This window comes from Spirillospora sp. NPDC052242 (assembly GCF_040679555.1).
In the GTDB taxonomy this organism is placed as follows: Bacteria; Actinomycetota; Actinomycetes; order Streptosporangiales; family Streptosporangiaceae; genus Spirillospora.
In genome coordinates this window covers 25,047-51,614 of the sequence record NZ_JBFAUZ010000007.1, presented here as the reverse complement: position 1 = coordinate 51,614, position 26,568 = coordinate 25,047, and the positions used below count along the sequence as shown (strand labels likewise).

Here is a 26,568-nt window from a genome sequence, read left to right as displayed (position 1 = left end):
GGGACACGCCGGGGGTGGTGGGGTCGGCGGTCGAGCGGGCCATCACTGTCAAGCTTGGGTCATGACCGAGTCGCGGACGGGTCGGCGCGAGCCCGCGGAGGCGGTGGAGCCCGACAGGGGCCCCGACATGGAGCCCGCCGCGGAGCCGCGGGCCGGCGGCCGCTGGAAGGCGGTGTTCGTCGCGCTGCTGGTGGTCGGCGTGCTCGGCGCGGTGACGTGGGTGCTGCTCGGCTCGCGCCTGCTGGTGGTGCGGCACGTGGAGGTGAGCGGCACCGACCTGGCGCCGCGCGACCGGATCACGGCCGCCGCCGGCGTCGACCTGGGCGTGCCGATGGCGCGGCTCGACACCGGCGAGGTCCGCGCCCGCGTCGAGCGGCTGCGCGAGGTCGAGTCGGCCGAGGTCGAACGGCACTGGCCGGGCACGGTCCGGATCGTCGTGGACGAGCGCGTCCCGGTCGCGGTGTTCGAGCACGGCGGGCGGTACCACCGGATCGACGGGCACGGCGTGGTCGTGGCCGACGGCACGGCCCGCCCGTCGGGGCTGCCGACGCTGAGCGTCGGCGCGCCCGGCCCGTCCGACGCGTCGACGCTCGCGGCCCTGCGGGTCCTCACCGTCCTGCCGGACGCGCTGCGCGGGCTGGTCGCCGAGGTCGAGGCGACCGCGCCCGAGGCCGTCACCCTGTACCTGAACGACGGGCGGACGGTCGTGTGGGGCGCGGCCGAACGGGCCGAGGAGAAGATCAGGCTGCTCGAGGCCCTGCAGCGGACCGAGGCGGGGCGCGCCGTCCGGAAGGTGGACGTGAGCTCCCCGGACGTCCTCATGACGAGCTGACCTCGTGCCGGTTCGCCTCCGGTGCGTGTGTCGGGGCGCGCGGCGCCGCCCGATGGGGCACGCTGGACGGGCCGGTCGCGCACGGGGCCGGTGGATTGGGACGACAGAGACGGATGATTCGGACGTTACGCGACGGGACGGTGCGGGAGACGGCCCCCATGGGAGGATGTCCCCCGCGCCGATGGCGTCGCCAACCTGGGCAAACCGGCGCTGAGTGCGACACGCCGGTTGAGTTCGGGGGAGGTTAGTTGACCCTGGCGGTAAGGCCGCCCTACTGTCCGTATCAGTCCTCAGGTTGACATAACTGTAAGCCTCAAGTTGAGGGTGAGGGTTGAGGGCGACCCGGTCCGGCGGACCGGACGCTCCCGGCTCGCGCCAATTGCACACAGGTCAGGAAACACCGCGGCGGCACGGTCGGCAGACCGGTCAGGCGGTCGGATAGAGCGAGCGGAAAGGCCCCTCGTCGTGGCAGCACCGCAGAACTACCTCGCGGTCATCAAGGTCGTCGGCATCGGCGGCGGCGGCGTCAACGCCGTCAACCGGATGATCGAGGAGGGACTCAAGGGCGTCGAGTTCATCGCTATCAACACGGACGCCCAGGCGCTGCTGATGAGTGACGCCGACGTGAAACTGGACGTGGGCCGGGAGCTCACCCGGGGCCTCGGCGCCGGCGCGAACCCGGACGTGGGCCGCAAGGCCGCCGAGGACCACCGGGAGGAGATCGAGGAGGTCCTCAAGGGCGCCGACATGGTGTTCGTCACCGCCGGAGAAGGCGGCGGCACCGGCACCGGCGGCGCGCCCGTCGTCGCCAACATCGCGCGCTCGCTGGGCGCCCTGACGATCGGCGTGGTCACCCGCCCGTTCAGCTTCGAGGGCAAGCGCCGCGCGATGCAGGCCGAGGCCGGCATCGAGACGCTGCGCGACGAGGTCGACACCCTCATCGTCATCCCCAACGACCGGCTGCTGTCGATCTCCGACCGGCAGGTCAGCGTCCTCGACGCCTTCAAGGCCGCCGACCAGGTGCTCCTGTCCGGTGTCCAGGGCATCACCGACCTGATCACCACCCCGGGCCTGATCAACCTGGACTTCGCGGACGTCAAGTCCGTCATGTCCGGGGCCGGCTCGGCGCTCATGGGCATCGGCTCCGCGCGCGGCGACGACCGCAGCGTCGCGGCGGCCGAGATGGCGATCTCCAGCCCGCTGCTGGAGGCCAGCATCGACGGCGCCCACGGCGTGCTGCTGTCCATCTCCGGCGGCTCCGACCTCGGCCTGTTCGAGATCAACGAGGCCGCCCAGCTGGTGTCGAACGCCGCGGCGCCCGACGCCAACATCATCTTCGGCGCGGTCATCGACGACGCGCTCGGCGACGAGGTCCGCGTCACGGTGATCGCCGCGGGGTTCGACGAGGGCCGCCCTGCCAAGCCGGCCCCGGAGCCGGACCACCGTAAGACGCCCCCGCCGCCGCGCCCGGCACCGCCGCCGCCCCCGAGCTCCGCGCCGGGGCCCGCCGCGCCCGCCCCGGCGGCGCCGCAGAACCCGATCCCGAGCCGGGTCGGGCGCTCGGAGGCGACCGGACCGCAGCAGGCCCCGCAGCACGGGCAGCAGCACGGGCAGCAGACGGTCGCGCAGGCCGCCGCCGCTCCGCAGCCGCCCGCCCAGCCGCCGGCCCCGGCGGCCCCGCCGCCGCGGCCCGAGCCCGAGCGGCCCGCGCCGCCCGTCGCCGCCGACGACCGTCCGGTCGCCGGCCGGCCCGCGCCCCGCGATGAGGCCGCGCACAGCCCCCCGCACGCCGAGCCCCCGGCGCAGCCCGCCGACCAGCGCGCCGGCGAGCAGGCGCAGCGCGCGCCCGCCCCGCGCCCCGCCGCCGACCAGCCCTCCCGCGTGCACGCCGGCGAGAACGACGGCGGCCCCGCCGCCACCGGCAAGCGCCCGCCGCGCCGCGTCGTGTTCGACGAGGAGGACGACCTCGACGTCCCCGACTTCCTGAAGGGACCGTGACCCCCATACACGGCGACACCGCCCGCGGCGACTTCGCCCTCGGCGCCGGCGTCCGCGCCGCGTTCACCGGCCGCGCCGGAGGCGTGAGCGAAGCCCCCTACGACTCCCTCAACCTCGGCGGCGCGGTCGGCGACGACCCCGCCGCCGTCCGCGACAACCGGAAGCGGGCCGCGGACCGCCTCGGCGTCGACCCCGCGCGCACCGTGTGGATGCGGCAGGTGCACGGCGCCGACGTCGCGTACGTCACCGCCCCCGGAGACCTCGCCGACACCCCCGTCGACGCGATCGTCACGACCGTCCCCGGCCTCGCCCTCGCGGTCCTGGTCGCCGACTGCGCCCCCGTCCTGCTCGCCGACCCCGTCGCCGGCGTCGTCGGCGCCGCGCACTCCGGCCGTCCGGGCACCGCCGCGGGCGTCGTCCCCGCGCTCCTGGACCGGATGCGCGAGCACGGCGCCGACCCGTCCCGGACGTCCGCCGCCATCGGCCCCGCCGCGTGCGGCGGGTGCTACGAGGTCCCGGCCGCGATGCGCGACGAGGTCGCCGCCGTCGTGCCCGCCGCGTACGCCACCACGTCCCGCGGCACCCCCGGCCTCGACATCCGCGCGGGCATCGCCGGGCAGCTCGCCGCGGCCGGCGTCACCGACGTCCGGATCGACCCCCGCTGCACCATCGAGGACTCCGGCCTCTTCTCCTACCGCCGCGACGGCCGCACCGGCCGGTTCGCCGGCTACGTATGGCTGACCGAACGCGAGGAACGCCCGTAGTGACCCCCGATGAGCGCCGCGCCGAACTGGCCGGCGGCCTCGCCGCCGTCCGCGCGCGCATCGCCGCCGCCTGCGCCGCCGCGGGCCGCGCCGAGCACGAGATCACGCTGATCGCGGTGACGAAGACCTTCCCCGCGTCCGACGTGCGGCTGCTGGCCGGACTCGGCCTCACCGAGGTCGGCGAGAACCGCGACCAGGAGGCCCGCCCGAAGGCCGCCGACTGCGCCGACCTGCCGCTCACCTGGCACTTCGTCGGCAGCCTGCAGACGAACAAGGCCCGCGCCGTCGCGGGCTACGCCGACGTCGTCCACTCGGTGGACCGGGCCCGCCTCGTCCGCGCGCTGTCGGACGCCGCCGACCGCGCGGGCCGGACGCTGCGCTGCCTGGTGCAGGTCTCGCTGGACGAGGCCGAACGGCGGGAGGGGCGCGGCGGCGCCGCCCCCGAGGACGTTCCGGGCCTCGCCGACGCGATCGCGGGGGCCCCGGGCCTGGAACTCGGCGGGGTGATGGCGGTCGCGCCGCTCGGCGCCGACCCGCTGCCCGCGTTCGCCCGGCTCGCGGAGGTCGCGGCCGGCGTCCGCCGAAACCATCCGGGCGCCTCGATCGTTTCCGCGGGTATGAGCGGTGATCTGGAACAGGCGATCGCGTGCGGCGCGACACACCTCAGGATCGGTACGGCGTTGCTCGGCGGCCGACGGGCAATCGTCAGGTAATGTCCCCCCAGTGGGACCTGCCGGAACGCGGGCCACGCAGACGGACGGTCACCCGCGGCGCCGGACGCGCCGGAGCCGCGGCCACAGGACACGGAGGGGCGTATGGCCAGCGCGATGCGCAAGATGGCGGTCTACCTCGGCCTGGTGGAGGACGACCGTTACGACGAAGACAGGTACGACGAGTACGACATCTACGACGATGAGACCGACCCCGGTGAGGGGCGCCGTCGTGAGGACGAATCCGGCGGTCAGCTTACCCGAGCCGAGGACGAACCGGACCGTGATCGGGAGCATCACGCCCCGTCCACCGTCGAGCGACGCTCCGTGGCGCTCTACGAGAGCGGTACCACCGACCTTGCGCGCATCACTACGCTGCACCCGAGGACCTACAACGAGGCGAGGACCATCGGGGAGCACTTCCGTGAGGGAACACCGGTGATCATGAACCTGACCGAGATGGTCGACAGCGACGCCAAGCGTCTCGTCGATTTCGCGGCGGGTCTCGTGTTCGGGCTGCACGGGAGCATCGAGCGTGTTACGAACAAGGTGTTCCTGCTGTCACCCGCCAACGTCGAGGTGACGGCGGAGGACAAGGCCCGGATGGCAGAACGAGGGTTCTTCAACCAGAGCTGAGATCCACATGCGAGAGTATCCGTGAACATCGTTTGGGCCGTGATCGAGGCCGTACTGATCCTCTTCCTCCTGCTGCTGATCGGGAGGTTGATCCTGGAGCTCCTGCAACAGTTCGCCCGGCAGTGGCGGCCGACGGGGGTGGTGCTGGTGATCGCCGAGACGGTCTACACCGTCACCGACCCGCCGCTGAAGTTCCTGAGGCGTTACATTCCGCCGGTACGGCTGGGTAACGTGTCGCTGGACCTCAGCTTCACCGTCCTCTTCTTTGTGGTCTGGATCTTGATCATCTTCGTACCGGGGCTCTGATCGGATACCGTCCTTTGGGACAGACTCCAAGCGCGCCAAGGAGACGAACATGCCGCTGACACCCGCCGATGTGCGGAACAAGCAGTTCAGTACCACCAGGCTGAGGCCGGGGTACGACGAGGAGGAGGTGGACGCCTTCCTCGACGAGGTCGAGGCCGAGCTCGACCGCCTCATCCAGGAGAACGAGGAGCTGCGGGCCAAGCTGGCCGAGTGCCTTCGCGGCAAGGTTCCCGCCATGGCCGCTCCCATCGTGGAGCCGAAGCCGGACGTCCAGAAGATCCCCGAGCCCCCCCGCCCCGAGCCGCAGCCGCAGGCGCCGCCGCCCCCGATGCAGCAGCAGCCCGAGCCGGAGCCGGCCCTCGGCGGCCTCGGCATGGCCTCCGCGCCGTCCGGTGGCGAGGACAACATGGACACCGCCGCCCGCGTGCTCGCGCTGGCGCAGCAGACCGCCGACCAGGCGATCGCGGACGCCCGCCGCGAGGCCGACGAGACGCTCGGCCGCGCCCGCCGCGAGGCCGAGGAGATCCTCGGCAAGGCCCGCCGGCAGGCCGACCAGATCGTCAGCGAGGCCCGCTCCCGCGCCGAGGCCCTCGACCGGGACGCCCAGGAGCGCCACCGCCAGGTCATGGGCTCGCTCGTGCAGCAGCGCGAGGAGCTCGAGCGCGAGGTCGACAACCTCCGCGCGTTCGAGCGCGAGTACCGCAGCCGCCTGAAGGTGTACCTGGAGGGCCAGCTCCGCGACCTCGAGGCCGGCAGCACCGAGACCGGCGCGTTCGCGGCCGTCCCCGGCGCCCCCGGGCAGCCGCAGAACCCGCAGACCGGTCCGCAGAGCGCCGTCCCGCAGGGCGAGAACCGCAACGGCGCGGCCCCCGCGGGCTTCCCGCCGCCGGCCGACCACGGCCCGCAGCAGGTCCAGCACTCGGCGACCGGCGCGTTCCACTCCGGCGGGGACAACCCGCCGCACGAGAGGCGCTGACGCGGGCACCGCAGGCGATAGGGTCTTTCCGTCCGCCGCGCCGAGGATGGCACCGTCGCCATCCCGGCGGCGCCGCGGCGGGTCGACCACCGGGCCCTCGGGCGGCCCGGAGCCGAGCGGTCTGAGCGAGGGGGAGAGACCCTGTGATCATCCTGAGTGGCGTGCTCGTGGTGGCGGCCATCGCCCTGCTCGTCGCGGGAATCGTCGCGGGCAACGGCGACAGCGCGCAGGTCTTCGGCCTGGACGCGCTGGTGGTGATCTACATCTCCATCGGCGTCAGCATCGTCTCCGCGCTGTGCCTGGCCATCGGGGTGTTCCTGCGGCGCAAGGAGCTGTTCGGCCCGGGCGTCTCCACGGCGCCCGCGAAGAAGCGCAAGCCGCGCCGGGAGAAGCGCGCCAAGCCGGTTCCGGCCGCGCCCGCCGCCGTCCCCGGGGCCGCCAAGCCCGCCGGGGCGCCGGAGCCGCTCGACGACGCCGTCGAGATCCCGGTCCAGCCGGTCGACGTGCCCGACGACGCGCTGGTGTTCGTCGTCCGCGGCCGCAAGCGCTACCACCTGGACACCTGCCGCCAGCTCGCCGGTCGCGAGACCGAGGAGCTGACCTACGCGGAGGCCCGCGAGGAGGGCTTCAGCTCCTGCACCGCCTGCATGCCGGACACCGCACTGGCGGCGCGCGCCAAGACGGAGCCGAAGGCGGGCGGGGACAAGGAGCCGAAGGCCGGCCGGGGCACGGAGCCGGTGAAGGCGGCGGAACGGTCCGGCGCGGAGGAGAACGGCCTCGCGGGCCTCGCCCGCCCCGCTCCCGCGCCGACGTCGCTCGACGTGACCGCCGAGATCCCCCGTGACGACGCGGGGGAGAAGCCGAAGCGCACCCCCGCGGGCCCCACGCTGATGGACCTGCCCGTCGCCGACCTCGTCAAGGAGAAGCCCCGCGAGCCCGAGGAGCCCGCGGAGCGGGCCCGGGACGACAAGGGCGAGCCGGAGGAGACCGGCACGGCCGGGACGGCGCCGAGCGCGGCGCCGGAGCCGGCGAAGGACGAGCCGAAGCAGGAGAAGCCGGAGAAGCCGGCCGGCGAGCCGTCCCCGGCGGACGCCACCGCCGAACTCGACACGGCCGCTCCGCGTCCCCGCGACGCCGGGAAGCCGGAGGAGACCGCCGAGGTGCCGCGGCAGGCGCCCGAGCCGGAGCCCGTCCGCGAGGAGTCCGCCGCGGAGCCGGACGGCGACGACCCGCAGGTCCGCATCCTGAGCGGCACCAAGCGCTACCACCGCACCGACTGCGCCCTCATCGAGGACATCGGCGACGAGGCGGACGACCTGGAGTCGCTCTCCCGCACCGAGGCCAAGGCGCGCGGCTGCACGCCCTGCCTCGTCTGCCAGCCCGACCGCGAGCGCGCCCGCGACTGAACGTCCGCTCCGCCGCCCGCCGTCCGCGTCAGTGGTGGGGGCGGCGGTGGCGCTCCGTCAGGCGGTGGTGCATCTCCGTGTGGCGGTCCATCACCCGGCGGTGCTGTTCCTCCAGCCGTTCGCGCCGTGATCCGGTCTCGCCGGCCTCCTTGCGCTCGACGGTGACGCCGGAGAGCAGGACCATGCCGGTCAGCCGGATCACCGGGGCGTCCGCGTCGACGACGTCGTCCTCCGGCAGGCTGTTCCCGCCGAGGATCGCCGTGGTGGAGTCGACGACCCGCACCCCGGGCGGGACGGTGATGGCCACGCCGCCCATGATCGCCGTGATGTTCAGCGTGACCTCGGACGCGCTGAGGACGGCGCGGCGGAAGTCCAGCTCGATGCCGCCGAGCACGGAGACGACCGTGGTGCGCTCCTCCACGAGCCAGCGCCCGCCGCGGGTCGCGCCCGACAGGACGGCCACGATGCTCGCCGGGTGCTCGGTGGGCGGCGCCGCCGGCGCGTCCTCCTTGCGGAGGCTGACGCGCGGGCCCGGCGCGGGCGTCGCGCCCGAAGGAAGGTCGCTGAGGAGGGGCTCCAGGTCCGCGTAGGTCTTGGCGCGGTACGCGGCGTCGATGCGCTCGGCGTGCTCCTCGGCCGTGATCCGCCCCTCGGCCAGGGCCTCGCGGAGGCGGTCGGCGACCTCGTCGCGGTCGGCGTCGGACGCCCGGAGCCGGGCGGGGTCCTGTCCGGAAGGATGCTCGGGAAGGTTCACCCTTCCATCATGGCAAAACGCGATGCATCTCGAAAACCCGCGGCCCGGCGGCGTCCCGTTCCGGCCGAGACTTACTTTGTCAAGGTGAGGGCGGCGAGGCGGCACGGGGCTTGAGAGACGTAAGACGCGGGGGTTCCGGGGCGGGATCGCGCCCCGGAACCCCCGCGGATCACACGGCCTTGCGGAGCCAGTAGCCGAGGCCCAGCTCGTCGTCGCGCCCGCCCTCGACGCCGTCGGGGCGGCCCTCGGCGACGGACGTGGCGAGGACCTCGGCGGCCAGCTCGGCGCCGTGGGCGCGCAGCGCCTCGGCGAGGTCGGTGCCGGCGGCCTCCCACCACAGCTCGATGCGGTCGGTCACCTCGAACCCGGCGGCCTTGCGGGCCTCCTGGACGAGCCGGACGGCCTCGCGCACGAGCCCCGCGCGGCGCAGCTCGGGCGTGATCGTGAGGTCGAAGGCGATGGTCTCGCCCGCGGCGCTCTCGACCGCCCAGCCGCTGCGCGGCCGCTCGGTGACGATCACGTCGTCGGCCGTGAGGCGCACGGTGCCGAGGTCGGCGGCGTCCACCTCGGCGGCCCCGTCCTCGCGCAGGGACCGGACGAGCGCGGCGGCCTCGGCCGACGTGACGGCCTTGGCGACCTTCGGGGTGTCCTTGGCGTACCGCTTGCCGAGCTCGCGGAAGTTCGGCTTGACCTCGTACTCGACGAGGTCGCCGCCGATGGAGGAGAGCTCCTCGAACGCCTGGACGTTCAGCTCCTCGGCGATCTGGGCGCGCAGCTGCTCGGGCAGGGCGGCCCAGCCGGCCGCGCCGACGAGGGCGCGGCCGAGCGGCTGGCGCGTTTGCACGCCGCTCGCGGCGCGCGCGGACCGGCCGAGCTCGACGAGCCGCCGGACGAGCGCCATCTGCTCGGTGAGCGCGGGGTCCAGGAGGTCCTCGCGGACGGCCGGGAACTCGGTGAGGTGCACCGACTCGGGCGCGTCGGCGGGCCGGACGACGTCCCACACGTGGTCGGTGACGAACGGGACCATCGGCGCCATGAGGCGGGTGAGGGTCTCGAGGCACTCGTACAGGGTGGCGAATGCGGAGGCGCCGTCGGGCGTCTCGGGGCCCTCCCAGAACCGCTTGCGGGAGCGCCGCACGTACCAGTTGGACAGGTCGTCGACGAACTCGGCGAGGCGGCGCCCGGCGCGGGCGGTGTCGAACCGGTCGAGGGCGGCGTCGACCTCGCCGACCGTGCGGTGCAGTTCGGCGAGCGCCCACCGGTCGAGGAGCGGACGGTCGGCCGGGTCGGGCGCCTCGCCCATGCGGTCGGGCGTCCACGCCTTGCCCTGCGCCGCCGCGGCGTTCGCGTACAGGACGAAGAACGACGCGGTGTTCCAGTAGGTGAGGAGCACCTTGCGGACGATCTCCTCGAGCGCGCCGTGGCCGACGCGGCGGGACGCCCAGGGCAGGCCGCTGGCGAGCATGAACCAGCGGAGCGCGTCGGCGCCGTGCTCGTCCATGAGCGGGATCGGGCGGAGCACGTTGCCGAGGTGCTTGCTCATCTTGCGGCCGTCCTCGGCGAGGATCAGCCCGAGGCACAGGACGTTCTCGTAGGACGACCGGTCGAACACGAGCGTGCCGACGGCCATCAGGGAGTAGAACCAGCCGCGCGTCTGGTCCTGGGCCTCGCAGATGTACTGCGCGGGGTAGGAGGACTCGAAGACGTCCTTGTTGCGGTGGGGGGCGCCCCACTGGGCGAACGGCATCGAGCCGGAGTCGTACCAGGCGTCGATCACGTCGGGGACGCGGCGGGCCTCGGCGCCGCAGGACGGGCAGGGGAACACGACGTCGTCGACGTACGGGCGGTGCGGGTCGAGCGCGGACATGTCGGAGCCCGCGAGCTCGCCGAGTTCGGCGAGGGACTCGACGCAGGTGACGTGCTCCTCGTCCTCGCCGCAGACCCACAGCGGCAGGGGGGTGCCCCAGTAGCGGCTGCGGGACAGCGACCAGTCGACGTTGTTGCGCAGCCACTCGCCGTAGCGGCCGTGCTTGACGGTCTCGGGGAACCAGTTGGTCTTCTCGTTCTCCTCGAGCAGCCGGTCCTTGATCTGCGTGGTGCGGATGTACCAGGCGGGGAGCGCGTAATAGAGGAGCGGCGTGTGGCAGCGCCAGCAGTGCGGGTAGCTGTGCTCGAAGTGGCCGCCCCGGTAGAGGAGTTCGCGCGCGCGCAGATCCTCGGTGAGGGCCTCGTCGGCGTCCTTGAAGAACTTCCCGCCGACCATGGGCACCTCGGGCAGGAACCGCCCGTCCGGCCCGATGGGGTTGACGATGGGCATGCCGTAGTTCTTGCAGACGGTCATGTCGTCGGCGCCGAACGCGGGCGCCTGGTGGACGAGCCCCGTGCCGTCCTCGACGGTGACGTAGTCGCCGAGGACGACGTAGTGGGCGTCGGGGATGTCGACGAGGTCGAACGGGCGCCGGTACGGAGTCCGTTCGAGGTCGGCGCCCCGGTAGGCGGCGAGCCGTTCGGCGCCCTCGCCGAGGACCTGGTCGACCAGGGGTTCGGCGACGACGAGGACCTCGTCGGAGCCGGCGGGCCGCGCGGCGACGTAGGTGACGTCGGGGTGGACGGCGACGGCGGTGTTCGACACGAGCGTCCACGGCGTCGTCGTCCAGATGAGCAGCGCGGCGCCGAGGTCGGCGAGCGGTCCGGACGTCACCGGCATCCGCACGTACACCGACGGGCTGGTGACCTCCTCGTACCCGCCGGGCTGGCCGAGTTCGTGGTCGGACAGCCCGGTGCCGCAGCGCGGGCAGTACGGGGTGATGCGGAAGTCGCGGAACAGCAGGCCCTTGTCGTGGATCTGCTTGAGGGACCACCAGACGGCCTCGACGTACTGGGGGTCCATCGTGCGGTACGCCTGGGCCGTGTCGACCCAGAAGCCCATCCGCTCGGACATCTCCTCGAAGGCGTCGACGTGCCGCAGGACGGACTCGCGGCAGCGGGCGTTGAACTCCGCGACCCCGTACTCCTCGATGTCCTTCTTGCCGGTGAGGCCGAGCTCCTTCTCCACGGCGACCTCGACGGGCAGGCCGTGGCAGTCCCAGCCGGCCTTGCGGGGGACGTGGTAGCCCTTCATGGTGCGGTAGCGCGGGAAGACGTCCTTGAAGACGCGGGCCTCGACGTGGTGCACGCCGGGCATGCCGTTGGCGGTGGGCGGCCCCTCGTAGAACAGCCAGCGGGGACCGGACGCGGTGCGCTCCAGCGACCGCTCGAAGACCTTGTTCTCCTGCCAGCGGCGCAGCATGTCCCGCTCGAGGGCGGGCAGATCGACCTGCGCGGGCAGTGGCCGAAAACCTTGGCTCACGATGGCGGACCTCCGGATCGACGTGAAAACGAGCCTGCACGTGTCCGGAGGGACGAGACGCGCGCCCGGATCGTCCGGACGGGCCCCGCGGTACCACCCTCCTTGACCGCGCCGGGGTCGGCGCGGACCGCTTCGTTCGAGCCGCGGCGACCGGGTCTACTGGGCCCCGTGCGGTCGGGGCGGTTCTTCCGGAGGGCTCCGGGGTGATCAGACCGCCGTGCTCGCCCCCGGGCTCGCACCGTCCCCGGGTCGCTCATGGCTGCGTGCGGCGGCAGGTGTCCCCATCATCGCCTGCTGCGGCTGCGTGTTCCCCGACTTTAACGCACCGGAGGGCCGTCCTCTTCCGGTTATCGGCTGCGGCGGCCGTTCGTCCGTCATGGTTCCTTTCCGAGGATTCGGTGATCCCCGGGGTTTCCGGAAACTCGGGCGGGGGGCATAAGCCGTCGGTAACGATCCCAGGTCGTCGTCGACCGTGCCCGTGAAGGGGGACACCATGCCCGGACTGCCCACCGAGGCGATCAGCGTGACGGAGGCCGGCGCGGCGGCCGGGACGGGCAAGACCCGGGCCGGGGCGGCCACGAAGGCGAAACCGGCGACGAAACCGGCGGCGAAACCGGCGGCCAAGTCCCGGGGCGTCGCGAAGACGCGGCGGGGCGCCGGCGGGGGCGGCAAGGGGCCGGACGCCGCGGGCCTGCCGGTCCGCGCGGGCGAGGAGCTCTGGACGCCGGACGAGCTGGCGGAGGTGCGGGCGGGGCTGGAGGAGCAGATCGCCGAGCTGCGCGCCGACATCGCCAACTCGGCGAGCCAGATCGCCGAGGGCGACACCAGCGAGGGCGCCGGCGACGACCAGGCCGACGCGGGCGCGAAGACGTACGCGCGCGAGCACGAGCTCGCCCTCGCGTACAATTCGCAGGACCTGCTCGCGCAGAGCGAGCGGGCCGTCCAGCGGATGGACGCCGGCACGTACGGGATCTGCGAGGTCTGCGGCGAACCGATCGGCAAGGCGCGACTTCAGGTGTTCCCTCGTGCGACCCTGTGTGTGACATGCAAACAACGCGAGGAACGTCGCTGAGCGACTCAACGAACCCAGAGGGCGGGGCCGGGGAATCCACGGGATCTCCTCGGCCGCGCCGTGTCGGCGTGCTGGCCGCGGTGGCCGCCCTGGCGCTCGCCGCCGACATCGTGACCAAGATCATCGTGGTGGCGACGCTCCAGAACGAGGAGCCGATCCGGCTGCTCGGCGGGCTGCTCACGCTCCGCGAGACCCGCAACAGCGGCGCCGCGTTCTCGATCGGCACCGGCTACACGATCGTGTTCACCCTGATCGCGTCCGGTGTGGTCGTGGCGATCATCTGGACGGGGCGCAACCTGCGGAGCCTGCCGTGGGCGGTCTGCCTCGGCCTGATGCTCGGCGGCGCGCTCGGCAACCTGGTGGACCGGGTGTTCCGTGCGCCCGCGCCGCTGGAGGGCCACGTCGTCGACTGGATCCAGGTGCCGAACTGGCCGGTGTTCAACCTGGCCGACTCGGCGGTCGTCTGCGGCGGCGTCCTGGCCGTGATCCTGGCGGCGCGCGGCCTCCAGCTGGACGGCACCCGCATCACCGACGACAAGGACGCCGAGGGCGCCGAGGGCGCCGAGGGCGCCGCCGCGGCGGCCGAGCCCGCGGAGCCGAAGCCGTCCGACGCGAAGCCGTCCGACGCGAAGCCGTCCGCCCCGGAGGCGGCCGGCCCGAAGCCCGCGCAGGAGCGGGACGCGCGGACGCCGGGGGACGAGTCCTGATGGGCGAGACGCGCAGCCTCCACGTCCCCGACGGGCTGGAGGGGGAGCGGGCCGACGCGGCGCTGTCGCGGCTGTTCGGGCTCTCCCGCGGCCGGGCCGCCGACATCATCGCCGCGGGCGACGTCCTGCTGGACGGGCGCGAGCTGGCGACCAAGTCGGAGCGGCTGCAGGCGGGGGCGTGGCTCGAGGTGACGCTGCCGCCGCCGCCCGCGCCGCCCGCGCCCGTCGCCGAGCCGGTCCCGGGGATGGGGATCCTGTTCGAGGACGACGACATCGTCGTGATCGACAAGCCGATCGGCGTCGCGGCGCACCCCACGACCGGCTGGACGGGCCCGACCGTCCTCGGCGGGCTGCTCGGCGCCGGGCACACGATCGCGACGAGCGGCGCGTCCGAGCGGCAGGGCATCGTGCACCGGCTGGACGCCAACACCACCGGCGCGATGGTGGTGGCCAAGAGCGAGGGCGCCTACTCGCACCTCAAGCGCGCGTTCCGCGACCGCCGCGTCGACAAGCGGTACCGCGCGCTCGTCCAGGGCCATCCGGACCCGTTCCGCGGGACGGTCGACGCGCCGATCGACCGGCACCCGTCGGGCGACGGGCGGTTCGCGGTGGTGGCGGGCGGGAAGCCGTCGGTGACGCACTACGACACGGTCGAGGCGTTCCGGGCGGCGACGCTGCTCGACATCGGGCTGGAGACCGGCCGCACCCACCAGATCCGGGTGCACATGTCGGCGATCAAGCACCCGTGCGCGGGCGACCACCTCTACGGGGCCGACCCGACGCTGGCGGCGCGCCTGGGGCTCACGCGGCAGTGGCTGCACGCCGCGCGGCTCGGGTTCGAGCATCCCGCGACGGGCCAGTGGGTCGAGTTCGAGAGCCCCTACCCGGACGACCTCGCGCGCGCGCTCGAGATCGTCGAGTCGGAGTCCTGAGCGGGCTCACACCCCCAGCAGCCTGAGCCCGGCGGCGGTCGCGGCCGCGACCCCCAGCACCACCAGGAACGGGGCGCGCAGCAGCAGCGCCGCGACCGCCGCGCCGAGCCCGGCGACCCGGGCGGGGTCGAACTCCAGGGACCGTCCGTCGGCGAACGCCTGCACGGCGATCAGCGCGGTCAGCAGCGCGACCGGGACGAGTTCGGTGAACCGCCGCACGCGCGGGTCGTCCAGTACGGACTGCGGCGCGACGAGCCCGGCGAACTTCAGCGCGTAGCAGCCGAGGGCGGTGGCGAGCACCGCGATCCAGACGCTCATGCGGACTTCTCCCGGCGGAGCAGGGCGGGCAGGGCCGCCACGGCGGCGAGCATGACGGGCACCCCGGGCGGCAGCAGCGGCGTCGTCGCGAGCGCGACGGCGGCGGCCGCGAGCGCCACCCGGGCCTCGGTGCGCCCGGCGGTGAGGCGCGGCCACAGCAGCGCCAGGAACGCGGCCGGTCCGAGCACGTCCAGGCCCAGGGCGTCCGGGTCGCCGATCCGCCCGGCGCCGACCGCGCCGACCAGCGTGGTGACGTTCCAGGCCACGTAGAGGGTGATCGCGGTCGTGTAGAAGCCGGCGCGGGCGGACGCCTTGTCCGGCTGGGCGGTCGCGACGGCGGTCGTCTCGTCGATGACGACCTGCGCGGCGAGCGGCCGCCGCCAGCCCCGCACGTCGAGCGTCCGCGCGAGCCGCAGCCCGTAGAGAGCGTTGCGGCCGCCGAGCAGCACCGCGCCGAGGGACCCGGCGACGAGTCCGCCGCCCCCGCCGACGACGCCGGCCAGCGCGAACTGGGACGCGCCGGTGAACGCCAGCAGGCTCAGCACGCACGCCTGCGCCACCGTCAGGCCCGCGGTGACGGCCGCGGCGCCGAACGCCAGGCCGGACACGCCGACCGCGACGCCCACGCCCAGGCCGTCCCGGATCGCCGCGGAGCGCGCGTCGCCGGACGGGGCCCCCGCGGCGTCGCCGTCCGTCCGGGTGTTCGCCATCGTCATGCCGCCGACGTTAGGCGAGGCCGCGCCGGGCGTATTGAACGTTCTTGCGCCCTTCGCGTGGCGCCCCTCACACGCCCGGTCACGTGCGGGACGCCTCGACGGCGTCGAGCCCGGCCTCGATGACGGCGGTCATGATCCGGGCGAGCCGTTCGGCGCCCAGCGACGGCGCGTGCTCGGCCATCGCCGCGGCGATCGCGCGCTCCCGCTCGGGGTCCCGCCCGGCGAACCCGCCGACGGGCTTGAGCCGCTGGACGACGCCCGCGACGGCCACGCGGCGCTCCAGCAGCGCGGCGAGCGCGGCGTCGATCCCATCGATGGCGGCCCGCGCCTCGCCGACACTCGTGAGCGCCCCCACGTCCGGCAACACCACCCGCACCACGTCCCCGCCGATGGCGGTGCCTGGACGGGCGTCTTGCGGGGGGTCGGCCTGCGCGTCGGGCGGGAGGGCGGCCTGGGGGGCGGCGGGGGCGGTGGTCGGGTCGGTCATGTGGGTGCTCCCTCTCTGGCGGGCCCCGGTCGGGGCGGGCCGTGAGGGGGGAAGTCCGGGCCGCCCGGTCGGGGAAGTGTCGTTCCACGAGAAAAGGCAGAGCCCGTGGGGGGCTCTGCCTCGGCCGGCTCCGGGGTCGTCGCTTACGTGCTCGCGTCGACCGGCTCGGTCGGAGCCGGCTCGGTAAACGCGGTATAGCGACGGTCCATGGCGACGATGGTAGGCGGGACGGTCGGGTGCGCGTCAAATTCCGGGACGGTTCGTCTCGTGTCGTGAGACGGGAGGTGCCGACTAGCATGTCAGGCATGACGGGAGAGGTCGCGCATTACTGGCGGCATCCCGCGCTGCCCGACGTCGGGCTGCTGCGGGCGCGGTACGTGACGCACCGGTTCTCGCGGCACGTCCACGACGGGTACGCGATCGGGGTCATCCTCGACGGGGTGGAGGAGTTCGAGCATCCGGGGGGCGTCGAGCGGGCCGGGCGCGGCGCCGTCGTCGCCGTCAACCCGGGCACCGTCCACACCGGGCAGGCGGGGGAGCCCGACGGCTGGGCGTACCGGATGACCTACCCGTCGGTCGAGGTCCTCGCGGAGATCGCTGCCGAGCTGGGCCTGCCGCGCGGCACGCCCGCGTTCCCGAGTCCCGTCCTGGACGATCCGGACTCGGCGCGGCGGCTGCGCGCCGTCCACCGGGCGGGGGAGCGGGGCGACGCCCTCGCCGCCTCCACGATGCTGCGGACGGCCTACGCGGGGCTGCTGCGCCGCCACGCGGCCCGGTACCCGGGCGCGGGGTCCCCGGCCGGGCCGCCCGCCCTGCCGCGGGTCGTGCGGGACGCGCGGGACCTGCTGCACGCGAGCCTGATCGACCCGCCGACGCTGGAGGAGCTGGCCGCGACGGTCGGGACCCGGCCGTTCCCGCTGCTGCGGGCGTTCCGGGAGGCCACGGGCCTGCCGCCGCACGCATACCTGAACCAGGCGCGGGTCCGCGCGGCGGCCGCGCTGCTGGACGAGGGGCTGCGGCCGGGGGAGGTCGCGGCCCGCACCGGGTTCGCCGACCAGGCGCATCTGACGCGTCATTTCAAGCGCACCATGGGCGTCCCGCCGGGCGCCTACCGGGCCGCCCGGGGGTTCGGGAGTGTCGGGTCCCGGGAGACGCGCGAAGAGGGTTAAGGTTTCAGGACCGCGTCGCCCCGGAGCTCCCGTCCGGGCCGGCGATCTTCCCCCGGGACCGACGGCGACACCGCGTGCCGACCGCACGCGGGCGGTCGCATGCCACGAGCAGGAGGTGCGCCAGGCATGGCCGACTCTTTCGTCCATCTGCACGTTCACACCGAGTACTCCATGCTGGACGGGGCCGCCCGGTTGAAGCAGATGTTCGAAGAGGTCGGGCGGCAGAAGATGCCCGCGATCGCGATGACCGACCACGGCAACATGCACGGGGCCTTCGACTTCCACAAGCAGGCCACCGCCGCGGGCGTCACCCCGATCATCGGCATCGAGGCGTACATGGCGCCCGAGTCGCGGTTCCACAAGAAGAAGGTCCAGTGGGGCGAGCCGAGCCAGAAGCGCGACGACGTCTCCGGCGGCGGCCTGATCAACCACATGACGCTGTGGGCGCGCAACAAAACGGGCCTGCACAACCTGTTCAAGCTGTCGAGCCGGGCCTACACCGAGGGCTTCGTCTTCAAGTACGCCCGGATGGACGAGGAACTGCTCGCCGAGCACGCCGACGGGGTGATGGCCACGACCGGCTGCCCGTCCGGCAAGATACAGACGCGGCTGCGGCTCGGGCAGTTCGACGAGGCGCTCAAGGCCGCCGCCACGTTCCAGGACATCCTCGGCAAGGAGAACTACTTCCTCGAGCTGATGGACCACGGGCTCGACATCGAGCGCCGCGTCCGCGAGGGCCTCCTGGAGATCGGCAAGAGGCTCAACATCCCGCCGGTCGTGACGAACGACTCGCACTACACCCACGAGTCCGAGGCGACCGCGCACGACGCGCTCCTGTGCGTCCAGGTCGGCAAGCAGCTCGCCGACCCCGACCGGTTCCGGTTCGACGGCAGCGGCTACTACCTGAAGACGGCGGACGAGATGCGCGGCATCGACTCCTCGGACGCCTGGCAGGAGGGCTGCCGCAACACCCTGCTGATCGCGGAGCGGGTCGAGCCGGAGGGCATGTTCGAGTACCACGACCTCATGCCGCGGTTCCCCGTCCCCGAGGGCGAGACCGAGGAGACGTGGTTCCGCAAGGAGGTCTGGAAGGGTCTGGAGCGGCGGTTCCCGGACGGCATCCCCGAGGAGTACAAGAAGCAGGCCGAGTACGAGATGGGCGTCATCCTCGGCAAGGGCTACCCGTCGTACTTCCTCGTCGTCGCCGACTTCATCATGTGGGCCAAGGAGAACGGGATCCTCGTCGGTCCCGGGCGAGGCAGCGCCGCGGGCTCGCTCGTCGCGTACGCGATGGGCATCACCGACCTCGACCCGCTCCCGCACGGGCTGATCTTCGAGCGGTTCCTGAACCCCGAGCGCGCGTCCATGCCCGACATCGACATCGACTTCCCTGAAGACCGGCGCGCCGAGGTCATCAAGTACACGACGGAGAAGTGGGGCGCCGACAAGGTCTCCTTCATCGCCACCTTCGGCACCATCAAGGCGAAGGCCGCCATCAAGGACGCCGGCCGCGTCCTCGGCTTCCCCTACGCCCTCGGCGACCGCATCTCCAAGGCGTTCCCGCCCGCGGTCATGGGCAAGGACATCCCCCTGTCGGGCATCTTCGACGAGAAGCACCCCCGGTACGGCGAGGCGGGCGAGCTCCGCAAGCTGTACGAGGAGGAGAACGACGTCAAGCAGATCATGGATCTGGCCCAGGGCCTGGAGGGCCTGATCCGGCAGACGGGCGTGCACGCCGCCGGGATCATCATGTCCGGCGAGACGATCACCGACCACGTCCCGATCATGCGGCGGGACGCCGACGGCGCGATCATCACGCAGTTCGACTACCCGACCTGCGAGACGCTCGGCCTGCTGAAGATGGACTTTCTGGGCCTGCGGAACCTGACGATCATCGACGACGCGCTGCAGGGGATCAGGAAGAACAAGGGCACCGAGGTCGACCTGCTCGCGCTGCCGCTGACCGACCAGCCCACCTACGACCTGCTCGCCCGCGGCGACACCCTCGGGGTGTTCCAGTTCGACGGCGGGCCGATGCGGTCGCTGCTGCGGCTGATGAAGCCCGACAACTTCGAGGACATCTCCGCCGTCGGCGCCCTGTACCGGCCCGGCCCGATGGGCGCCAACTCCCACACCAACTACGCGCTCCGCAAGAACGGCCAGCAGGAGATCACCCCGATCCACCCCGAGCTGGAGGAGCCGCTCAAGGAGATCCTCGACACCACCTACGGCCTGATCGTCTACCAGGAGCAGGTCATGGCGATCGCGCAGAAGGTGGCGGGGTACACGCTCGGCAAGGCGGACCTGCTGCGCCGCGTCATGGGCAAGAAGAAGAAGGCCGAGCTGGACGCCCAGTTCGTCGGGTTCGAGCAGGGCATGGTCGACAACGGCTTCTCCAAGGAGGCCGTCAAGACCCTGTGGGACATCCTCGTCCCGTTCTCCGACTACGCGTTCAACAAGGCGCACTCCGCCGCGTACGGGCTGGTCTCCTACTGGACGGCCTACCTGAAGGCGAACTACCCCGCCGAGTACATGGCGGCGCTGCTGACGTCCGTCGGCGACGACAAGGACAAGAGCGCCCTGTACCTGAGCGAGTGCCGCCGCATGGGCCTGAAGGTGCTGCCGCCGGACGTCAACACCTCCGAGGCCGACTTCACCCCGCTCGGGGACACCGAGATCCGGTTCGGGCTGTCGGCGGTCCGCAACGTCGGGACGAACGTCGTCGACGGCATCGTCGCGGCGCGCAAGGAGAAGGGCGCCTACACCGACTTCAACGACTTCCTCAACAAGGTCCCGCCGATCGTGTGCAACAAGCGGGTCGTGGAGTCGCTGATCAAGGCGGGCGCGTTCGACGAGCTCGGCCACGAGCGCAAGGCCCTGCTGATGGTGCACGAGCAGGCCATCGACTCGGTCATCGACATCAAGCGCAAGGAGGCCATCGGGCAGGACTCCCTGTTCGGGGCCCTGGAGGACGACGGCGGCGAGGACGCGTTCGCCGTCGCGATCCCCGAGGGCGAGGAGTGGGACAAGACCACCCTCCTCGCGTTCGAGCGGGAGATGCTCGGCCTGTACGTCTCCGACCACCCGCTGCTCGGCGTCGAGCACATCCTGGAGCGCGAGGCCGACTGCGCCATCGCGTCCCTCAACGAGGGGGAGCGGCCCGACGGGCAGATCGTCGTCGTGGCGGGGCTGCTGTCGGGCCTGCAGCGCAAGGTCACCAAGCAGGGCAACTCGTGGGCGATGTTCCAGCTCGAGGACCTCGCCGGTTCCATCGAGGTGCTGTGCTTCCCGTCGGCCTACCAGCTGTGCTCCACGCTGCTCGCCGAGGACGCCATCCTGATCGTCAAGGGCAAGCTGGACCGCCGCGAGGACGTCGCGAAGATCATCGCGATGGAGGTCACCCAGCCCGACCTGACGATCACCGACGCGGTCGGGCCGCTGTCGGTCAGCCTGCCGCTGAACCGCTGCACGCCGCCGACCCTGTCGCGCCTCAAGGAGGTGCTGACCACCCACCCCGGCTCCGCCGAGGTGCACCTGCACCTGCAGAACGGCCCCCGCACGACGGTCGTCCGGCTCGACGACCGGCTGCGCGTGTCGCCGTCCCCCGCGCTGATGGGCGACCTGAAGCAGCTTCTCGGCCCGTCCTGCCTCGGCTGACGGTCCCGGGCCGGTCCGGTGACCGGACCGGCCCGGGACGTCCCCCGCGCGCGGCTACTCGATCATGAACTCGCGGGTGCGGAGCGGACGGTCGACGACGCGGACGTCCCCGAGCCAGGCGTGCAGGACCTGGTTGAGCCGCCCGCCGTACTCGCGGCCGCCCAGCATCCACGGCAGCCCCAGCGTGGCGATCCCCTTCGACGGGGTCGCCGGGTTGCGGACGACCGGGCAGCCCTCGACGTACATGGTGGTGCGGCGCCCGTCGTTGACGACGGCGACGTGGCACCACTCGTCCACCGGCAGCTCGTGGCCCCAGTTGGTGACGAGCCCGTCCCGGTTCAGCGGGAGCGGCGCCCACTGGAGTTCGAGGCTCGCCGACAGGCCGAGCACGGCCACCGGCTCCTCCGGGTCGCCCTCGGTCTTCCCGGCCCGCCCGAGGGTGCCCCACCGGCTCAGCAGCGCCGCCCAGCCGTGGCGCCGGCCGTCCCAGTCCGCCGGGACCTTGAAGAACGCCTCGATGGTGTAGCCGCGGCCGAAGTCGGCCTTGTTCAGCGGCGCGTCCGCGGCGGTCTCCAGGTAGGCGCCGCGCAGCGGGCCGTTGCCGCCGCCGAAGAACAGGCTGCCGTGGCCCGGCTGGTCCGGGTGGTGGTCGGCGGACCAGCGCAGCGCCTCCGCCGGGGTGCCCGGCACCGCCTTGCGGGCCAGGTGGTTGCCCCGCCCGGACAGGTCCGCGACCCGCTCGGCGTCCCCGACCGGCGTCCCGTCGGCGCGCCCGGAGTCGAACCGCCAGTACGCCACCGTCCCCGGCACCAGCAGCCGCTTCGCGGGACGGGACGGCCGGACGGGCGCGGGCGCGAACCCCGCGAACCGCCGGTCGAAGTCGATCGGGACGCTGAACCGGTCGTCGTCCCCGGTCAGGATCAGCTCGCGGCGCTCGAGCTCGTTCAGGTCGTCCTCGTCGCGCCCGCTCACCCACGGCGCGTACGTCTCGACGTCGACGACGCCGCGGGCGAGGTCGAAGCGGTACAGCCGGATCATCGCGGCGCCGCCGTAGTAGCGGTCCTGGTAGTTCGCGATGTGCACGTGGACGTCGTTGCCCGCGGCGTTCTTGCGGACGGTGCGGGCGGGCGGCCAGAAGTGGCCGTTCAGGCACAGGAAAATCTGGTCGTTGCCGTCGATCAGCTCGTCCCACAGCCGCTCCCCGTAGGCGGAGAACGCCGCCTCCCCGGGACGGTCGCCGATGTGCACCAGCTCGTGGGTGGTGAGGATCGCGGGCGTCTTCGGGTGCCGCTTCAGGACGCCGCGGGCCCAGTCGAACCCGGCGGCGGACGCGCGCCAGTCCATCGCGAGCAGCAGCCACTCCCGGCCGCCGCCCTCGAACCGGTGGTAGGTGTGGTAGCCGTCGGGGGACGCGCCGCCGAACGTCCGCATCCGGCGGTACCGGTGCGGGCCGAAGTGGTCGAGGTACGGGCTTGGGCCGCGCCGGTCGTCCGTCGAGGAGTCGATGTCGTGGTTGCCGGCGAGGACGCTGTAGGGCATGCGGCCCCGGTCCAGGGTCCCGAACGTGCGGGCGATCTCCTCCAGCTCGCCGTCCGCCGCGTTCTGCACGAGGTCGCCGAGGTGGGCGAGGAACACGATGTTGTCGGCCTTGCGCCGCTCCAGGACGTGCCGGAACGACGCCCGGACCGGGTCGGGGTTGATCGCGTCGCCGTCGAAGAGGTACTGGGTGTCGGGCATCACCGCGAGCGTGAACGTGGAGTCGTCCGCCCGCGCCGCCCGCGCCGCGCCGGGGCCCGCCGGGGCCCGCCGCCGCGGCGGCCGGTCCGGCGGCGGCGACGCCCGCCACCGCGGCGCCGGCCCCGGCCGCCCCCGCGCCGAGCAGGAAGGCCCGCCGCCCGGTGCCGCCCGTCCCGTCCCGCCCGTCCCGGGTCCGTACCGTGTCGCTCACGTCTCGGTCCGTCACGTCTCGTGCTCCCTCCGCGCCGATGATCAACGAGCACGGTAGGAGCGCGCGGCGGACCTGCCGGGACGGCCGCGGGCAACGGCCGCGGAAGCGTGGATGAACAGATCATCGGCGCCCCGGCGGGGCCCGGTTCAGCCGCCGAGGAGGGCGCCGGCGGCGGGCACGACCTCGCGCGCCCAGCGGCGGACCTGCGTCTCGTCGGCGTGCTCCGGCCAGTAGACGAACGTGTCGAAGCCCGTCTCCGCCGCGAGGTCGGCGAGGACGCGCGCCCACCCGGCGGCGTCGGTGCGGATCGGCTCCTCGCCCTCCAGCCGGACGGTGCCCGGCCCGTCGGTGATGTGCCCGACGAGCTGCGCCATGCGGGTGACGGCGGACGGGGCGCGGCCCGCGTCCTCGGCGGCCCGGGTGACGGCGTCCTGCGCGGCGCGCCACCGCTCGTACGGCAGGTAGTGCGGGATCGGCGCGGCCCAGCCGTCGGCGACGCGCCCGGTCAGCGCGTGCGCCCGCGGCCCGACGCTGCCCAGCCAGATCCCGATGGGGTGCGCGGGCGCCGGACCGGCGTGGACGCCCTCCGCGGAGTAGTGCTCGCCCTCGATCCGGACGGTCTCGCCCGGCCGCCACATCGCCCGGATGATCGCGATCGCCTCCTCGAGGGCCCGCAGCGCCTCCCCGGGCGTGCGGGACGGCCCGCCCATCGCGGCGATCGCGGGCCAGAACGCGCCCGCGCCGAGCGCCAGCTCGAACCGTCCGCCGCTCAGCAGGTCGAGGGTCGCGGCCTGCTTGGCGAGGACGGCGGGGCCGCGCAGCGGCAGGCTCGCCACGTCGGGGAAGACCCGCAGCCGCTCGGTGTCGGCGAGCAGCGCCGCCATGAGCGCGACCGTGTCGGCCTGGTCGGCGGCGTACGGGTGGTCCTGGACGCCGAGCAGGTCGAGGCCGTCCTCGTCGGCCGCGCGGGCGAGGGCGCGGACGTCGTCGAGGCGTGCGGCGGACGGGGCGAGCTGGATGCCGAATCGGTACGTCATGCGTCCGACGCTAGCGAGGGGGGCCCGGGCCGCGAATCCGTAGCGGTACGGGCGGCGGCCACGGGAGCGGCCGACGTGGTCAGCCGCTCAGGGATCAGCCGCTCAGGGGTCAGCCGCTCAGGGGTCAGCCGCTCAGGCCGGCGGGGCTCAGCTCGGCCCGCCAGTCGAGGAAGCGGCCGAGGCCGTCGAAGTGGACGCGGGCGCGGGCGCCCGGCGCCAGCACCTCGGTCTCCATGTCGGTCTGCCGGTAGCCGACGCGGTGCTCGGCGAGGAACCCGGCGAGGGTGAGCCGCGGCTCGTGCGGGAACAGGCCCGTGGCGTCCTTGAGCAGCCGCGGCACGGTGACGGGGTCGAAGGACGTGGCGGGCACCTGGGGGTCGTCGACGTGCAGGTACGCCGAGCCGCCGTCGTAGCCCGCGTTGATGTAGCCGCCGCCGCGCAGCACGCCGCCCGCGGCCATCGCGATCAGCTCGCCGCCGTGCCCGGCCGTCCCCTCGTACCAGGACAGGTCCACCTCGGGGGTGGTGAACTCGGTGATGCCCAGCCGTTCGCCGACCGTCCGGACGACCAGCGTCGGGACGACCGCGGGGTGCTCGTCGCCGAACTGCGGGTTCGCCCATCCCCACAGCCAGGTGCGCTCGCGCACGGCGTAGCTGCCGAGCAGCGAGACCCGGACCGTGACACCGCCGCTGGTGTAGGTGCGGGCGGTGAGGTCGGCGCTCCAGTCCTCGCGGGGCAGGAATTCCGCGAGCGCCTCCTGCCGCTGCAGGACGACGGCCGCCAGGGCGGCGCCGAGGCGTTCGAACGCGGGACTGAATCCGGACATGTCGGGCACACTATCCCAGTGGTCGAGGCGGGTACGGGCGTCGCGAGACCGCCCTTGCATTGTCGATCGGCTGACCACGGCAGGCTAGTCTTTCGCCGACAGCGGAGTCTCGGATGGGAGCGGGCGAGGTGCGCGGACCGACCGGTAGACGCGTTGCGGCCGGGCTGGTCACGACCCTGATCATGACGGTGCTCGGACCACTCGCGGGCCTGCTGTGGGCGTGGACCGCGCCCGAGGTGACATATGTCATCTTCCGCGGTGACACCTACCTCGCCGACCCCGAGAGCCAGGCGCCGATCGGCACCGACATCCGGTTCGCCCTGATCGTCCTGGCGGCGGGCGTGCTCTGCGGCGCCGCCGCCTACCTGGCGGGGGGCCGCGGCAACGACATCGCGCTGCTGCTGGGCCTGGCCGCGGGCGGCGTCCTCGCCGGGGTGCTCGCCTGGCGCACCGGCCACATGATCGGTTTGGACGAGTTCCGCGCCGCGGTGCGCGCCGCCGCCGACCGGGAACGGGTCACCGGCGTCGCCGAGCTGCGTGCCCGGGGGCTGCTGGTGTGCTGGCCCGTCGCCGCGGTCGGCGCCTACGGCGTCCTCGAACTGGTGGTGCGGCGGCTACCCGCGCGCGACGACGGCGACCCGGGCGCCGGTGAGCCGGACGAGGTCGGCGGGGCGCAGTTCGATCTGGAGTCCGCGCCGACCGGCGGAGACGTAGATCGTCGGGAGGGCTGAGGCCGACGCGTCCAGCACCGTCGGCAGCCGCCGGCGCTGCCCGAGCGGGCTGATCCCGCCGACGACGTACCCGGTGGCGCGCTCGGCGTCGCGCGGGTCGGCCATCTTCGCCCGCTTCCCGCCGGCGGCCGCGGCCAGCGCCTTGAGGTCCAGGCTGCCCGAGACCGGGACGACCGCGACGGTGAGGTGGCCGTCCACCTTGGCCAGCAGCGTCTTGAAGATGCGGTCGTGCGGGATCCCCAGCGCGTCGGCGGCGGCCGCCCCGTAGGACTCGGCGTCGGGGTCGGGCTCGTAGGGGTGCAGGGTGTGCTCGATCTTCGCCTTCGCGGCGGCGACGGTGGCCGGCGTCCCGCCGCCTCCCTGCTTCCCGCCGGACTTCGTCTTGCTCATGGGCCGAGTCTCTCGCACCCGTCCACCGGTTTTCCCGCGCGCGCGGGGGCGTGCGCGGGCCCGTCAGTTCGGGTGGAACGAGCCGTCCAGGAACTGGCCGGCCGGGAGGGTCGGCAGCGACGCCAGAATGCGGTTCTCCCGCAGCAGCAGGTCGCGTTCGGCCCGCAGCCGCAGCGCCGCGTCCTCGCACTCCAGCATCCGCTGCTTCTCGTGGCCGTCCAGGATCAGCGAGGACGCGATCAGGTACGACAGCCGCACCGGGTCGGCCGGCAGCTCGACCTCCTCGGCGGGCCCCGCCCCGGCGGCGCGCAGCCGCTCCAGGTACCGGCCGAACAGCCAGCGGACGTGCCGCGCCGCGGGCGCCGGGTCGCTCCCGCGCTCCTCGGGGAGGAACTCGACCTCCCCCTGCAGGTAGGGGCGCGAGCGGTCCAGCTCCTTCAGCCGGAACCGGCGGGTGCCGACGGCCACGACGTCGAACCGCCCGTCCGGGTGCCGCGTCGTGTCGTGGATCTCGGCGAAGCACCCCACCCCGGACAGCCGGCGCGCCGCGTCGTTGCCGACCTCGTGCCCCAGTTCGATGTTGACCACGCCGAACCCGTGCGGTTCGGGCGTTTCCAGGAGGTCGGCGACGAGCCGGCGGTACCGCTCCTCGAAGAGGTGCAGCGGCAGGACCAGGCCCGGGAACAGCACGGTGCCCAGGGGGAAGAGGGCGATCCGCTCCGTCACGCTGTGTCTCCTGTGCTCGCGGGGGGCGCCCGCCGATGTGGACGCACTCCACAGCAGCCTACGTCGCCGCCGATGATCTTGGTAAGCATCGATTTTTCAAATTGTGAAGCGGGAGTCACCG

24 protein-coding genes are annotated in these 26,568 nt (G+C 73.6%); 14 read left to right on the top strand and 10 right to left on the bottom strand.

Features of this window, described 5'->3' with window-relative positions; translation table 11 throughout:
• Positions 1–61: 61 nt before the first annotated feature.
• The 8 genes from AB0L25_RS07645 (at position 62) to AB0L25_RS07610 (ending at position 7,628) form a co-directional block, all read left to right on the top strand.
• The gene (locus AB0L25_RS07645) at positions 62–832 is read left to right on the top strand and encodes a cell division protein FtsQ/DivIB (RefSeq protein WP_500169681.1); all 771 of its coding nucleotides are present in this window, start codon (positions 62–64) and stop codon (positions 830–832) included.
• 465 nt (positions 833–1,297) lie between these two features.
• Positions 1,298–2,830: a cell division protein FtsZ gene (gene ftsZ, locus AB0L25_RS07640; RefSeq protein WP_500169680.1), complete on the top strand. Its 1,533-nt coding sequence runs from the start codon at positions 1,298–1,300 to the stop codon at positions 2,828–2,830.
• Positions 2,831–2,835: 5 nt separating this feature from the next.
• Positions 2,836–3,594 (top strand): peptidoglycan editing factor PgeF, encoded by a 759-nt coding sequence (pgeF, locus tag AB0L25_RS07635; RefSeq protein WP_500169950.1) that lies wholly within the window; start codon positions 2,836–2,838, stop codon positions 3,592–3,594.
• A complete protein-coding gene (locus AB0L25_RS07630; protein ID WP_500169678.1) occupies positions 3,594–4,307 on the top strand; it encodes a YggS family pyridoxal phosphate-dependent enzyme in 714 nt (237 codons plus the stop codon). Before pgeF ends, AB0L25_RS07630 begins: the two co-directional genes overlap by 1 nt.
• A 102-nt stretch (positions 4,308–4,409) precedes the next feature.
• Positions 4,410–4,940: a cell division protein SepF gene (locus AB0L25_RS07625; RefSeq protein ID WP_500169676.1), complete on the top strand. Its 531-nt coding sequence runs from the start codon at positions 4,410–4,412 to the stop codon at positions 4,938–4,940.
• A 21-nt stretch (positions 4,941–4,961) separates the two neighbouring features.
• Positions 4,962–5,246 (top strand): YggT family protein, encoded by a 285-nt coding sequence (locus tag AB0L25_RS07620; RefSeq protein WP_500169674.1) that lies wholly within the window; start codon positions 4,962–4,964, stop codon positions 5,244–5,246.
• Between the two features lie 49 nt (positions 5,247–5,295).
• On the top strand, positions 5,296–6,222 hold the full coding sequence (locus AB0L25_RS07615) for a DivIVA domain-containing protein (protein WP_500169673.1): 927 nt from the start codon (positions 5,296–5,298) through the stop codon (positions 6,220–6,222).
• Positions 6,223–6,365: 143 nt separating this feature from the next.
• The gene (locus AB0L25_RS07610; protein WP_500169671.1) at positions 6,366–7,628 is read left to right on the top strand and encodes a prolipoprotein diacylglyceryl transferase; all 1,263 of its coding nucleotides are present in this window, start codon (positions 6,366–6,368) and stop codon (positions 7,626–7,628) included.
• Between the two features lie 28 nt (positions 7,629–7,656).
• Here AB0L25_RS07610 and AB0L25_RS07605 read toward each other — a convergent pair whose 3' ends face one another.
• Together AB0L25_RS07605 and ileS are read right to left on the bottom strand one after the other, a co-directional pair.
• Positions 7,657–8,382 (bottom strand): DUF1707 SHOCT-like domain-containing protein, encoded by a 726-nt coding sequence (locus AB0L25_RS07605; protein ID WP_500169670.1) that lies wholly within the window; start codon positions 8,380–8,382, stop codon positions 7,657–7,659.
• Between the two features lie 169 nt (positions 8,383–8,551).
• A complete protein-coding gene (ileS, locus tag AB0L25_RS07600; protein WP_500169669.1) occupies positions 8,552–11,731 on the bottom strand; it encodes an isoleucine--tRNA ligase in 3,180 nt (1,059 codons plus the stop codon).
• Between the two features lie 691 nt (positions 11,732–12,422).
• Here ileS and AB0L25_RS07595 point away from each other — a divergent pair.
• The 3 genes from AB0L25_RS07595 to AB0L25_RS07585 all read left to right on the top strand — a co-directional run bounded on the left by AB0L25_RS07595 (position 12,423) and on the right by AB0L25_RS07585 (position 14,442).
• Positions 12,423–12,803: a TraR/DksA family transcriptional regulator gene (locus tag AB0L25_RS07595; protein ID WP_500169948.1), complete on the top strand. Its 381-nt coding sequence runs from the start codon at positions 12,423–12,425 to the stop codon at positions 12,801–12,803.
• 68 nt (positions 12,804–12,871) lie between these two features.
• A complete protein-coding gene (gene lspA / locus AB0L25_RS07590) occupies positions 12,872–13,510 on the top strand; it encodes a signal peptidase II (RefSeq protein ID WP_500169667.1) in 639 nt (212 codons plus the stop codon).
• Positions 13,510–14,442: an RluA family pseudouridine synthase gene (locus AB0L25_RS07585; protein ID WP_500169665.1), complete on the top strand. Its 933-nt coding sequence runs from the start codon at positions 13,510–13,512 to the stop codon at positions 14,440–14,442. The genes lspA and AB0L25_RS07585 overlap by 1 nt, the downstream gene beginning before the upstream one ends.
• A gap of 6 nt (positions 14,443–14,448) precedes the next feature.
• Here AB0L25_RS07585 and AB0L25_RS07580 read toward each other — a convergent pair whose 3' ends face one another.
• The 3 genes from AB0L25_RS07580 to AB0L25_RS07570 all read right to left on the bottom strand — a co-directional run bounded on the left by AB0L25_RS07580 (position 14,449) and on the right by AB0L25_RS07570 (position 15,963).
• Positions 14,449–14,760: an AzlD domain-containing protein gene (locus AB0L25_RS07580; RefSeq protein WP_500169664.1), complete on the bottom strand. Its 312-nt coding sequence runs from the start codon at positions 14,758–14,760 to the stop codon at positions 14,449–14,451.
• The gene (locus tag AB0L25_RS07575) at positions 14,757–15,476 is read right to left on the bottom strand and encodes an AzlC family ABC transporter permease (RefSeq protein WP_500169662.1); all 720 of its coding nucleotides are present in this window, start codon (positions 15,474–15,476) and stop codon (positions 14,757–14,759) included. Before AB0L25_RS07575 ends, AB0L25_RS07580 begins: the two co-directional genes overlap by 4 nt.
• Before the next feature lie 79 nt (positions 15,477–15,555).
• Positions 15,556–15,963, bottom strand: coding sequence for a chorismate mutase (locus tag AB0L25_RS07570; RefSeq protein ID WP_500169660.1), 408 nt, complete (start codon positions 15,961–15,963; stop codon positions 15,556–15,558).
• A gap of 305 nt (positions 15,964–16,268) precedes the next feature.
• Between AB0L25_RS07570 and AB0L25_RS07565 the strand changes: the two genes are divergently transcribed.
• Both AB0L25_RS07565 and dnaE read left to right on the top strand, forming a co-directional pair.
• Positions 16,269–17,132: an AraC family transcriptional regulator gene (locus AB0L25_RS07565; RefSeq protein WP_500169658.1), complete on the top strand. Its 864-nt coding sequence runs from the start codon at positions 16,269–16,271 to the stop codon at positions 17,130–17,132.
• 126 nt (positions 17,133–17,258) lie between these two features.
• Complete coding sequence (dnaE, locus tag AB0L25_RS07560) at positions 17,259–20,789, top strand: DNA polymerase III subunit alpha (RefSeq protein ID WP_500169657.1); 3,531 nt, start codon at positions 17,259–17,261, stop codon at positions 20,787–20,789.
• A gap of 54 nt (positions 20,790–20,843) precedes the next feature.
• Here dnaE and AB0L25_RS07555 read toward each other — a convergent pair whose 3' ends face one another.
• The 3 genes from AB0L25_RS07555 to AB0L25_RS07545 form a co-directional block, all read right to left on the bottom strand.
• Entirely contained in the window at positions 20,844–22,526 is a 1,683-nt protein-coding gene (locus tag AB0L25_RS07555) for a LamG-like jellyroll fold domain-containing protein (RefSeq protein WP_500169655.1), read from the bottom strand.
• Positions 22,527–22,883: 357 nt separating this feature from the next.
• On the bottom strand, positions 22,884–23,774 hold the full coding sequence (locus tag AB0L25_RS07550) for an LLM class flavin-dependent oxidoreductase (RefSeq protein ID WP_500169653.1): 891 nt from the start codon (positions 23,772–23,774) through the stop codon (positions 22,884–22,886).
• Positions 23,775–23,898: 124 nt separating this feature from the next.
• Positions 23,899–24,600, bottom strand: coding sequence for a DUF6882 domain-containing protein (locus AB0L25_RS07545; RefSeq protein WP_500169651.1), 702 nt, complete (start codon positions 24,598–24,600; stop codon positions 23,899–23,901).
• A 182-nt stretch (positions 24,601–24,782) separates the two neighbouring features.
• On the opposite strand from AB0L25_RS07545, the gene AB0L25_RS07540 reads away from it, so the two are divergent.
• Positions 24,783–25,331, top strand: a complete 549-nt coding sequence (locus AB0L25_RS07540) for a hypothetical protein (RefSeq protein WP_500169649.1) — start codon at positions 24,783–24,785, stop codon at positions 25,329–25,331.
• Here the strand turns inward: AB0L25_RS07540 and ybaK are convergent.
• Both ybaK and AB0L25_RS07530 read right to left on the bottom strand, forming a co-directional pair.
• Positions 25,215–25,721: a Cys-tRNA(Pro) deacylase gene (gene ybaK, locus AB0L25_RS07535; RefSeq protein WP_500169647.1), complete on the bottom strand. Its 507-nt coding sequence runs from the start codon at positions 25,719–25,721 to the stop codon at positions 25,215–25,217. The two genes, AB0L25_RS07540 and ybaK, sit on opposite strands and share 117 nt — an antisense overlap.
• 63 nt (positions 25,722–25,784) lie before the next feature.
• On the bottom strand, positions 25,785–26,447 hold the full coding sequence (locus AB0L25_RS07530) for an LON peptidase substrate-binding domain-containing protein (RefSeq protein WP_500169646.1): 663 nt from the start codon (positions 26,445–26,447) through the stop codon (positions 25,785–25,787).
• Positions 26,448–26,568: the final 121 nt, after the last annotated feature.

Excerpts from the sequence above, each read along its gene's own strand:
- AB0L25_RS07645 (WP_500169681.1), top strand. The coding sequence starts at position 62 with ATGACCGAGTCGCGGACGGGTCGGCGCGAGCCCGCGGAGGCGGTGGAG.
- AB0L25_RS07625 (WP_500169676.1), top strand. The coding sequence starts at position 4,410 with ATGGCCAGCGCGATGCGCAAGATGGCGGTCTACCTCGGCCTGGTGGAG.
- AB0L25_RS07615 (WP_500169673.1), top strand. The coding sequence starts at position 5,296 with ATGCCGCTGACACCCGCCGATGTGCGGAACAAGCAGTTCAGTACCACC.
- AB0L25_RS07585 (WP_500169665.1), top strand. The coding sequence starts at position 13,510 with ATGGGCGAGACGCGCAGCCTCCACGTCCCCGACGGGCTGGAGGGGGAG.
- AB0L25_RS07580 (WP_500169664.1), bottom strand. The coding sequence starts at position 14,760 with ATGAGCGTCTGGATCGCGGTGCTCGCCACCGCCCTCGGCTGCTACGCG.
- AB0L25_RS07575 (WP_500169662.1), bottom strand. The coding sequence starts at position 15,476 with ATGACGATGGCGAACACCCGGACGGACGGCGACGCCGCGGGGGCCCCG.
- AB0L25_RS07570 (WP_500169660.1), bottom strand. The coding sequence starts at position 15,963 with ATGACCGACCCGACCACCGCCCCCGCCGCCCCCCAGGCCGCCCTCCCG.
- AB0L25_RS07565 (WP_500169658.1), top strand. The coding sequence starts at position 16,269 with ATGACGGGAGAGGTCGCGCATTACTGGCGGCATCCCGCGCTGCCCGAC.
- dnaE (WP_500169657.1), top strand. The coding sequence starts at position 17,259 with ATGGCCGACTCTTTCGTCCATCTGCACGTTCACACCGAGTACTCCATG.
- AB0L25_RS07555 (WP_500169655.1), bottom strand. The coding sequence starts at position 22,526 with ATGCCCGACACCCAGTACCTCTTCGACGGCGACGCGATCAACCCCGAC.
- AB0L25_RS07550 (WP_500169653.1), bottom strand. The coding sequence starts at position 23,774 with ATGACGTACCGATTCGGCATCCAGCTCGCCCCGTCCGCCGCACGCCTC.
- AB0L25_RS07545 (WP_500169651.1), bottom strand. The coding sequence starts at position 24,600 with ATGTCCGGATTCAGTCCCGCGTTCGAACGCCTCGGCGCCGCCCTGGCG.
- AB0L25_RS07540 (WP_500169649.1), top strand. The coding sequence starts at position 24,783 with ATGACGGTGCTCGGACCACTCGCGGGCCTGCTGTGGGCGTGGACCGCG.
- ybaK (WP_500169647.1), bottom strand. The coding sequence starts at position 25,721 with ATGAGCAAGACGAAGTCCGGCGGGAAGCAGGGAGGCGGCGGGACGCCG.